Raw genomic sequence first — 10,465 nt, 5'->3', positions numbered from 1 at the left:
TCGTCTATCGGTTAGGACACCAGATTTTCATTCTGGGAAGAGGGGTTCGACTCCCCTAGGGCGTGCCACTGTGTTGATCTCCTCCCCCACGAAAATCGATATTTTCCTTATCTGAAACGGCAGTTTCCCGTCTCGAACACGTCTCCGATTCCGGCCTTCAGGCGCCGAATTTTTCTCGCCGTTTTTAACAGGAAAAGCACAAAAAACCTGAGATTGACGCTTGCGGTATCCAGAGTCGCTGGCTATAAGGCGCCCACACAGCGAGTGCGCCCTTCGTCTATCGGTTAGGACACCAGATTTTCATTCTGGGAAGAGGGGTTCGACTCCCCTAGGGCGTGCCACTGTGTTGAATTTCTCCCCCACATTTCCAATATAGCTACGCAGCGAACTTGCGCTTGCGGCTCACTTTCGATCGAATCTCGCGACCCTGTCGCCGGAGCGATGCCGTTGGATTTATGTCGTCGTTTGCGCTGAAAAAGCATAATATCCGCAGATGAACTTGCTCACGGTCGCAAGACTGCGTTGCAAGTCCACAGTCAGAAGCATGGGCGCCCATCGTCTAGCGGTTAGGACGCCGCCCTCTCACGGCGGCAACACGGGTTCGAGTCCCGTTGGGCGTGCCAAGATCCGCAAAATCAAATAGAAGCGAGCGCCAACCAACGTTCTCAACGGCTTTGTGCACGTCACGTGGCCGAAAACACTGAACGAGCCAAAACGGTCAATGCCTAGTCATGGCGGTGCAGAAACGACATCCAGAGCCCTTCGAGGATTATCAGGACGTGATACAGCGCGAAAAGTCCAAGCGCCGCAAATACGGCCAAAAACCCGAAACCGGCGATCCACACACAGCGCTAGGTTGTGCAGGGATCATTATTTTCCAGGTACGACCAAGCTGTTGGCACAAGCACTAGAACAGCCAGTATTATTGCCAATCTGGCTTTGATCGTCAGCAACGAACTCCCCCTAGCGCCTCGTTGGAGCGTCCACGCTACCACCCCTGCAACCATGGGTGCAATGGGTGCTTGTCTCGGTCATCGCCCTGAAATCAATGATAGTGCATAGATGGTTGAGGCAACGCCAATCACCAACGCGCCAGACACCGTGTCGGCGCGAACGCGCGTATCAAACCGCCCTCGCCGCATCGGTGACGCGTAGCTGCACGCGGCGCTGGCCTTGCCAAAGGTCCGCCGAGACCGAACCTGCCACATGAATGGACGTGCCGCGGCTCGCGAGCAGGAAATCGCCGAGTGGCGTCTCCGTTGCCCGGAACGCAATCCCGTCGAGCCGGCTGCCGTCCTGGCCCTCCAGCGTCACCTTGATGTGGTTGGCGCCCACCTGCCGGCTGTCGCGCAGCCGATGCTGCGGGAACGCAAAGACGGGTTGCGGGTGCGCCGAGCCGTAGGGGCCGGCCTGTTCCAGGAGATCGATGAGCTCCAGCGTCGCGCCGGAGGCGGCGAGCGCACCATCGACCTTGAGCGTCTGGATGGCGACGAGGTCACGCACCGCCGTCTCCGCACGCTCCTCGAAGAATTGCCGGAGCTTGCCGAGCTTCGCGCGCTCCACCGTAAGGCCGGCGGCCATCGCATGACCGCCGCCTTTGACCAGCAGGCCCCCATCGACGGCGGCCCGGACCATCTTGCCCATGTCAAAGCCATTGATCGAACGGCCAGAGCCGGTGCCGCGCCCATTCGGATCGAAGGCGATGGCAAAGGTCGGCCGGCGGAATTTTTCCTTGATGCGGGCGGCGAGCAGCCCGACGATGCCGGGGTGCCAGTTTTCGCGCGCCGTAACGATCACCGAGGCGCCCTCGCCGGTGCCGTATTCCGCCAGAACCTCGGCCTCGGCCTCGGCCAGCATGGCGGCTTCCATGGCCTGGCGTTCGCGGTTGAGTTCATCAAGCTGCGCAGCGATCTTTTCCGCCGCTCCGGCATCGTCCATCGCCAGAAGGCGACTGCCGAGCGCAGCGTCGCCGATGCGGCCACCGGCATTGATTCGTGGCCCCACCAGAAATCCCAGGTGATAGGGCGTGACCGGGCCACCGATCGCTGCTTTCCTCAGCAGCGCCGCGAGCCCAACATTTCCCATGTGCCGCGCGGCAATCAGTCCCTTGACGACATAGGCCCGATTGAGCCCCTTGAGCGGCACGACATCGCACACAGTCGCCAGTGCCACCAGATCGAGCTGGGCCAGCAGATCGAAGGATGCAACGCGGCCATCGCCGGCATTGCGGAGAACGCGCAGCGTGTTGACGAGAACGAGATAGACGACGCCGGCGGCGCAGAGATGTCCCTGCCCCGAAAGATCGTCCTCCCGGTTGGGATTGACGAGCGCATGACAGGCCGGCAGCGCTGAGCCAACCTGGTGGTGGTCGACGACGACCACATCGATGCCGCGTTTCGCCGCCACCGCGAGCGCTTCATGGCTCGTCGAGCCGCAGTCGACGGTCACGATAAGTCCGGCGCCGTTGTCGATCAGTTGTTCGATGGCCGCGGGATTCGGCCCGTAGCCCTCGAATATCCGATCGGGAATATAGATCTCCGCATCGATGCCGAAATGACGGAGGAAGCGCGCCATCAGTGCGGACGAGGCGGCACCGTCGACGTCGTAATCGCCGAAGACCACGACCTTTTCGCGCCGCTTGATGGCCGCCGCAAGGCGATCGGCGGCCTTGCGACAATCAGTGAGCGTATCCGGATCCGGCATCAGCGACCGCAGCGTCGGATCGAGGAAGCTCGCCGCGTCGTCAAGCACGACACCGCGGCCGGCAAGCACGCGACCGAGCAGATCGGAATAGCCGTGGACCTGGCTGATGGCGAGCGCCCGGTTCTGGCCGGCCTGATCGAGACGCGACACCCAGCGCTGACCGCTGATCGACTGCTCGACGCCGAGAAAGGCCCGCTGTACCGGATCCACCAATTCTTCCATGCTCGTCCACCCGCCTGCGCTTAACGTTTCTTAGCGCATAACCCCGAAAATCGTGACCGTTTTTGGAACGGCATACACAGAGATCCACGTTCCGCGGTCCCTTTTCGGCACCAACCTCCTGCGCTGCCCAAATAGGAAAGCCTCGCCGGCATGCTTGCACGGCGAGGCTTCCATTCTATCGGCGCCAATCCAGCGCTACGCTCCGCCGTGCCTAGCGGCCTGAGGTCTATGCCGTCCTCAGTTCGCCTTCGGGCGCTCGATACGGATGACCTGCGGTTCGCCGACGAGATAGCCCTCGCCCTTGATCGCCTTGATGGCATCGCGAACGGAATGCTCCGAGGTCGCATGGGTGACCAGGATGATCGTCTGCGGCTCGCCGCCTTCCATGAGTTGCTTGGAGTGCTGCATGATCGATTCCAGCGAGATGCCGTTGTCCGCCATGCGGGTGGCGATGCTGGCGAAAACGCCGGTGCGGTCGACGACCTTCAGGCGGATGAAGTAGCCGCCCTCGTGGCTCTGGATCTGTGCGCGCTTGTAGGGAAGCAGCGCATTGGTCGGACGGCCGAAGGCCGGAACGTGCTGGGCGCCGGGACGGCTCTTCGCAATGTCGGCGATATCGCCGAGAACCGCCGAGGCGGTTGCATTGCCGCCGGCACCGGGGCCGACCATCAGCAATTCGCCGAGAATGTCGGATTCGATCGCGACCGCATTGGTCACGCCGTCGACCTGCGCGATGACGGAATCATAGGGCACCATCGTCGGGTGGACACGCTGCTCGATGCCGCTGTCGGTGCGCTGTGCGACGCCCAGAAGCTTGATCCGGTAACCGAGATCGGCTGCCGCATGGATGTCGTCGATCGAGATGTTGGTGATGCCTTCGAGATAGATATCGTCGGCCGCAATCGCCGTTCCGAAGGCAAGGCTCGTGAGGATCGACAGCTTGTGCGCCGTGTCGTTGCCCTCGATGTCGAAGGCGGGATCCGCTTCGGCATAGCCGAGGCGCTGCGCTTCCTTGAGGCAGGCTTCGAAGGAAAGCTCTTCCTTCTCCATCTTCGTCAGGATGTAGTTGCAGGTGCCGTTCATGATCCCGTAAACGCGCGAGATCGTGTTGCCGGTCATGGACTCGCGCAGAGCCTTGATAACCGGGATACCGCCGGCAACGGCCGCTTCGTAATTGAGCAGCGCGCCCTTCTCCTCGGCGATCTTGGCGAGCTCGATGCCATGGGCAGCAAGCAGCGCCTTGTTTGCGGTCACGACATGAATGCCGCGCTCAAGCGCCGCCTTGACGGCCGAATAGGCCGGATCGCCCGAGCCGCCCATCAGCTCGACGAAGACGTCGATATCGGCGTCCCGCGCCAGCGAAACGGCATCTTCGAACCAGGTGGCCTTCGAAAGATCGACGCCGCGATCCCTGTTGCGGTCGCGCGCGGTTACGGCCGTGGTCTCGATTGCCCGCCCGCACGTTGTCGCAAGCATCTCGTGACGATCCTGGAGGATTCGCACGAGCGAGGCACCGACGGTACCCAAGCCCGCAATGCCGATTTTGAGGGCATCTGCCATAGCCATTTCCTAACATGTAGAGGGCGAGCCGCGAGAACCGCGGTGCCGGTGTGGAAGGAGGCGCACACGTAGCGCGCCTCCCGTCTTAATCACCTGTGTGCGTTGAGCGAGATGACGTTGTGCATCGTCTCGTCGGCAGTCGACAGGAATTTCTTGATGTTGCGCGCCGCCTGGCGAATGCGGTGTTCGTTCTCGACGAGAGCGAGACGCACGTAGTCGTCTCCCTGCTCGCCAAAGCCGATGCCCGGAGCAACTGCCACATCAGCCTTCTCGACCAGGAGCTTCGAGAACTCGAGCGAGCCGAGATGACGGAACTTTTCCGGGATCTTCGCCCAGGCAAACATCGTGGCTGCCGGCGGCGGCACGTCGAAGCCGGCCTTGCCGAAGCTTTCGACCATCACATCGCGACGGCGCTTGTAGATGTTGCGGACTTCGGCGATGTCGCTGCCGTCACCGTTGAGCGCCTGTGTGGCGGCAACCTGGATCGGCGTGAACGCACCATAGTCGAGGTAGGACTTCACCCGCGTCAGTGCCGCGATCAGCCGCTCGTTGCCGACGGCAAAGCCCATGCGCCAGCCCGGCATCGAGAAGGTCTTCGACATCGAGGTGAACTCGACGGTGCAGTCGATCGCGCCCGGAACTTCCAGAACAGACGGCGGTGGTGCATCGTTGAAGTAGATTTCCGAATAGGCGAGATCGGAAAGCACGATGATGTCGTGCTTCTTCGCGAACGCGATTACGTCCTTGTAGAAGTCGAGCGTTGCCACCTGCGCCGTCGGGTTCGACGGATAGTTGAGGATCAGCGCCAGCGGCTTCGGGATCGAGTGCCGCACGGCGCGTTCCAGCGGCCCGAAGAACGTTTCGTCGGGTTCGACCGAGATCGAACGGATAACGCCGCCCGCCATCAGGAAGCCGAAGGCATGGATCGGATAGGTCGGGTTGGGGCACAGGATCACGTCGCCGGGCGCTGTGATCGCCTGCGCCATGTTGGCGAAGCCTTCCTTGGAGCCAAGGGTGGCGACGACCTGCGTATCTGGGTTCAACTTGACGCCGAAGCGACGGGCGTAATAGGCGGCCTGGGCACGACGCAGCCCGGGAATGCCCTTCGACGACGAATAACGATGCGTGCGCGGGTCCTGAACGGCCTCGCAGAGCTTGTCGACAATCGACTGCGGAGTGGGAAGATCCGGATTGCCCATGCCGAGGTCGATGATGTCAGCACCGGCCGCTCGCGCGCTTGCTTTCAAACGGTTGACCTGTTCGAAAACATAGGGCGGCAAACGCCGGACTTTGTGAAACTCTTCCATCTCCAAACCTCATTTGGCGCACGCTCCCGCCAGCGGCTCAAGCCTTGGGAAACCGTGCGCTGTGGTGAACGGCCGTCCATGCGGCCATTGAACGCTTTGCGTCCAAATCACCGGAAAGGCAAGCGCTAATTCTGGATCTCTTTCAGCGTATCGGTACCGTGCTGTTCGGCGAGTGCACGCATTTCTTTCAGACGACGCTGATATTCGGCCTCCGAGATCGCGCCGGACTTGCGCGCAGCGCCAAGCGACGTCAGGCGCGCCTGCATGTCGGCCGCCTCCTCATTGGTCATCTGCGTCGTTGCGGCCGGCTTCTGGCCATAGACCGAAGGATAGTTCTCAAAGTTGGTCTTCTGACTGTTGCAGCCTGCAAGCGTACCTAGCAGAACGATCCCGGCAAGCCAGGTGATGGAACGCTGTTTTCCGACGGCAAGCATACTGAAGACGACCTCTGTTTTGACACGCGACGATGCGCTAGCCCTTGTAATCATTTTCGGGCAGAATGTAAAAATACAAAACAAACAAGATGCTGTGGAGGACGCCGGGTGACAGCAGAGAGGAATGCGGAAGGCACCGCTGGCAAGGACGGCTTCACGGGATTCGATCCCAAATCCGTCGAACCTTATATCGTCAAGGACCCGGAAAGCCTCGCCGTCAACCTCGCCCGCGCCATGGAGCAACTCGGCAAGGCGGCCTCCGCCTGGCTGGCGCCGCGTGAATCGGGACAGAAATCGGACGTCTTCTCCGAACCCGTCACCGACATGGTGAAAACGCTCTCCAAGGTCTCCGAGTACTGGCTTTCCGATCCCCGGCGCACGCTTGAAGCGCAGACGCACCTGATGGGCAGCTTCTTCGAGATCTGGTCGCGGACGCTCCATCGCATGTCCGGCGACGTCGGAATGCCGGAGCCTGCCGCTGTCCAGCGCACTGACAAGCGCTTTACCGACGAGGATTGGGTGAAGAACCCGTTCTTCGATTTCATCCGACAGGCCTATTTCGTCACGTCGGATTGGGCCGAGCGCATGGTAGAGGACGCCGAAGGGCTCGACGATCACACCAAGCACAAGGCGGCTTTCTACGTCCGCCAGGTTTCGAGCGCGCTCTCGCCCACGAACTTCGTCACCACCAATCCACAACTCTATCGCGAAACCGTCGCATCGAACGGCGCCAACCTCGTCAAGGGCATGCAGATGTTCGCCGAGGATGTCGCCGCCGGCCGCGGCGACCTCAAACTGCGGCAGACGGATACCAGCAAGTTCGCGATCGGCGAGAATATCGCGATCACGCCAGGCAAGGTCATCGCCCAAAGCGACGTCTGCCAGGTGCTGCAGTATGAAGCGACGACGGAGACGGTGCTGAAGCGACCGTTGCTGATCTGCCCGCCGTGGATCAACAAGTTCTACGTTCTCGATCTCAACCCGCAGAAGTCCTTCATCAAATGGGCCGTTGACCAAGGGCACACGGTGTTCGTGATCTCTTGGGTAAACCCCGACGAAAGGCATGCGACCAAGGACTGGGAGGCCTATGCCCGCGAAGGCATCGGCTTTGCGCTCGATATCGTCGAGCAGGCGACCAGCGAGCGCGAAGTCGATGCCATCGGCTATTGCGTCGGCGGTACCTTGCTTGCGGCGACCCTCGCGCTGCATGCCGCCGAAGGCGACGATCGCATCCGCTCCGCGACCCTCTTTACCACCCAGGTCGATTTCACCCATGCGGGCGACCTCAAGGTCTTCGTCGACGAGGACCAGATTCGCCAGATCGAACAGAACATGAGTGTGACCGGCTATCTCGACGGCTCGAAGATGGCGACCGCCTTCAACATGCTGCGCGCTTCCGAGCTGATCTGGCCTTACTTCGTCAACAACTACCTCAAGGGGCAGGATCCCCTGCCCTTCGATCTGCTCTACTGGAATTCCGATTCGACAAGGATGCCGGCCGCCAACCACTCCTTCTATCTGCGCAATTGCTATCTCGAGAACAAACTCTCGAAGGGCGAGATGATGCTGGCAGGCCGGCAGGTGTCGCTCAGCGACGTGAAAATCCCGATCTACAATCTCGCCACCAAGGAAGACCACATCGCCCCGCCGCGCTCAGTTTTCCTCGGTAGTTCTTCCTTCGGCGGCAAGGTCACCTACGTGCTTTCCGGCTCCGGTCACATTGCCGGGGTCGTCAACCCGCCGGACAAGGGCAAGTATCAGTTCTGGACCGGCGGCCCGCCCAAGGGCGAGTTTGACGATTGGTTCAAGGCTGCGAAGGAAACGCCGGGATCCTGGTGGCCGCATTGGCACCAATGGATCGAGAAGCTCGACAAGAGACGCGTTCCCGCCCGCAAGCCCGGCGGCCCGCTGAATTCGCTCGAGGAAGCGCCGGGCTCGTACGTTCGCGCCCGAGCATGAAACAGTTGCAGGACATGTCTTGATCTTCGATCCGCCGCTCGCACAGGCAACCCTCGTGCAGCGCTACAAGCGCTTTCTCTTCGATGCGATCCAGCCCGACGGTACCGCCATGACCGGATCCTGCCCGAATACGGGCTCGATGCGGGGCCTGACGACGCCCGGCTCGCGCATCTGGATGTCGGAACACGACAGCCCGACACGGAAATACCGTCACATGCTCGAAATCGTCGAAGCGGACGGCACGCTGGTCGGAATCAATACCGGTTTGCCAAACCGGCTCGCTGAAGAAGCCATTCGGCTGGGCCTCGTTTCCGATCTGTACACATACCAAGGCTTCGCGCGGGAACAGAGATATGGCCGCAATTCGCGGATCGATATCCTGCTCAGCGACCCCGATCGAGGCCTCGCCTATGTCGAGGTGAAGAACGTGCATTTCAGTCGCACGTCCGGTCTTGCGGAGTTTCCGGATAGCCCGACGGCACGCGGCGCCAAACATCTCGACGAACTCGGCGACATGGTCGACGCCGGTCACCGCGCGGTCATGATCTATCTCGTGCAGCGCGGCGACTGCGATCGTTTGAGAATCTGCCGCGATTTCGATCCGGCCTATGCGCAAGCCTTCGATCGCGCCATGGCGCGTGGGGTCGAGGTCTATGCGATCAAATGTCAGGTATCGCCGACGCAAATCCGTCCGACCGGATTGATGGCAGTGGACGAAGGCGCCCTCGCTGCTCTATGAAATCCGACTTGGAACAAATGAAAGCTTTGGAATGGTGACTTACATCGAGGCAGGGTCTGCCCCCTACAAAAACACCGGCGTTATCCGGCTCTACGGACCGGAAGATTTTGAGGCCATGCGCAAGGCCTGCCAGGTGACGGCGCGCTGCCTCGACGAACTGGTTTCGCGCGTTCAGCCGGGCGTCACCACCGACGAGATCGACCGCTTCGTTTTCGAGTTCGGCATGGACAATGGCGCCCTGCCCGCGACGCTGAACTACCGCGGCTACACGAAGTCCTCCTGTACCTCGATCAATCACGTCGTCTGTCATGGCATCCCCAACGACAAGCCGCTGCGCGAGGGCGACATCGTCAATATCGACGTCACCTATGTCGTCGATGGCTGGCATGGCGACTCGAGCCGCATGTACCCGGTGGGCGAGATCAAGCGCGCGGCCGAGCGGCTGCTCGATGTCACCCATGAAAGCCTGATGCGCGGCATTGCCGCCGTACGCCCGGGTGCTCGCACTGGTGCCATCGGCGAGGCGATCCAGACCTATGCCGAAGCGGAACGCTGCTCGGTCGTGCGCGACTTCTGCGGCCACGGCGTCGGCAAGCTTTTCCACGACGCGCCGAACATCCTGCACTACGGCCGCGCCAACGAAGGCCCCGAATTGCGCGAGGGCATGATCTTCACCATCGAGCCGATGATCAATCTCGGCCGCCCGCATGTGAAGGTGCTCTCGGATGGCTGGACCGCCGTTACCCGCGACCGGTCGCTTTCGGCGCAGTACGAGCACACGGTCGGCGTGACTGCCGAGGGGTGCGAGATCTTCACGCTGTCACCGGCCGGCCTGTTCAAGCCGGGCCTCAACAACGTCGGCGCTGCATGAAGAAGCGTCCGATCTCCCCTGAAGGCGACGAAGCGCCATCGGCGGACGAGAGGACGTTTTTTCCGCAACTGCAGTTGGACGGGGGACCGGCGGCCAAGAAGGCGCCGGCGCCCGAAGCGCATTATCACGGCCATCGCGATCGGCTGCGGGCGCGTTACCGCGAGCACGGCGACGCGGCGCTGGCGGACTACGAGATCCTGGAAATGCTCTTGTTCCGGCTGATCCCGCGCAAGGATACCAAGCCGATCGCCAAGGCTCTCATCAGCCGTTTCGGGACGCTTGCCGGCGTCTTCGGCGCGCCGATTGCGCTATTGCAGGAGGTGAACGGCATCGGCGAAGCCGTTGCCCTCGACCTGAAGCTGATCTCCACCATCGGCCATCGCACCCTGAAGAGCGAGCTTCGCCAGAAGCACCTTCTCTCCTCCTGGAGCGCCGTCATCGATTATTGCCACGCGGCAATGGCCTACGAAACCAAAGAACAATTCCGGATCCTGTTCCTCGACAAGCGCAACACGCTGATCGCCGACGAGGTGCAGCAGACCGGCACGATCGACCACACGCCTGTTTATCCGCGCGAGGTGGTCAAACGCGCACTCGAACTCTCCGCCACCGCAATCATTCTCGTCCATAACCATCCCACTCGGCCTATTTCTATCACGCGGGATCACGC

At 61.5% G+C, this 10,465-nt stretch carries 7 protein-coding genes, 2 tRNA genes and 1 pseudogene; 6 read left to right on the top strand and 4 right to left on the bottom strand.

Translation table 11 applies throughout. The annotated features are described in order from the left end of the window. The first annotated feature begins 266 nt into the window (after positions 1–266). Positions 267–341: transfer RNA gene (locus V7S54_RS27635), tRNA-Glu, on the top strand. A 207-nt stretch (positions 342–548) separates the two neighbouring features. Further along, positions 549–623: transfer RNA gene (locus V7S54_RS27630), tRNA-Glu, on the top strand. A 499-nt stretch (positions 624–1,122) separates the two neighbouring features. Here the strand turns inward: V7S54_RS27630 and recJ are convergent. The 4 genes from recJ to V7S54_RS27610 all read right to left on the bottom strand — a co-directional run bounded on the left by recJ (position 1,123) and on the right by V7S54_RS27610 (position 6,226). Further along, positions 1,123–2,925: a single-stranded-DNA-specific exonuclease RecJ gene (gene recJ, locus V7S54_RS27625; RefSeq protein WP_065376899.1), complete on the bottom strand. Its 1,803-nt coding sequence runs from the start codon at positions 2,923–2,925 to the stop codon at positions 1,123–1,125. Positions 2,926–3,162: 237 nt separating this feature from the next. Beyond that, a complete protein-coding gene (locus V7S54_RS27620; protein WP_058329925.1) occupies positions 3,163–4,485 on the bottom strand; it encodes a homoserine dehydrogenase in 1,323 nt (440 codons plus the stop codon). Between the two features lie 89 nt (positions 4,486–4,574). Beyond that, on the bottom strand, positions 4,575–5,792 hold the full coding sequence (locus tag V7S54_RS27615; RefSeq protein WP_057255861.1) for an LL-diaminopimelate aminotransferase: 1,218 nt from the start codon (positions 5,790–5,792) through the stop codon (positions 4,575–4,577). A gap of 125 nt (positions 5,793–5,917) precedes the next feature. After that, positions 5,918–6,226 carry a hypothetical protein gene (locus V7S54_RS27610; protein WP_057255859.1) on the bottom strand — a complete coding sequence of 103 codons (309 nt, stop codon included), beginning with the start codon at positions 6,224–6,226 and terminating at the stop codon, positions 5,918–5,920. 108 nt (positions 6,227–6,334) lie between these two features. Here V7S54_RS27610 and phaC point away from each other — a divergent pair, with 108 nt between their 5' ends. The 4 genes and pseudogenes from phaC to V7S54_RS27590 form a co-directional block, all read left to right on the top strand. Next, positions 6,335–8,185 (top strand): poly(3-hydroxyalkanoate) polymerase subunit PhaC, encoded by a 1,851-nt coding sequence (gene phaC, locus V7S54_RS27605; protein ID WP_065376900.1) that lies wholly within the window; start codon positions 6,335–6,337, stop codon positions 8,183–8,185. 19 nt (positions 8,186–8,204) lie between these two features. Further along, positions 8,205–8,924 (top strand): DNA/RNA nuclease SfsA, encoded by a 720-nt coding sequence (gene sfsA, locus V7S54_RS27600; RefSeq protein WP_065376901.1) that lies wholly within the window; start codon positions 8,205–8,207, stop codon positions 8,922–8,924. 31 nt (positions 8,925–8,955) lie between these two features. After that, positions 8,956–9,795: a type I methionyl aminopeptidase gene (gene map, locus V7S54_RS27595; protein ID WP_065376902.1), complete on the top strand. Its 840-nt coding sequence runs from the start codon at positions 8,956–8,958 to the stop codon at positions 9,793–9,795. After that, positions 9,792–10,436 (top strand): annotated as a pseudogene (locus tag V7S54_RS27590) (JAB domain-containing protein); the annotation flags it as partial. The gene map and the pseudogene V7S54_RS27590, both read left to right, overlap by 4 nt. Positions 10,437–10,465: the final 29 nt, after the last annotated feature.

Source organism: Ensifer sp. CCNWLY38 (genome assembly GCF_037120565.1).
Classification (GTDB): Bacteria; Pseudomonadota; Alphaproteobacteria; order Rhizobiales; family Rhizobiaceae; genus Ensifer; species Ensifer adhaerens_H.
Note: the sequence above shows the minus strand (reverse complement) of the source record. Positions and strands in the feature narration are given on the sequence as shown.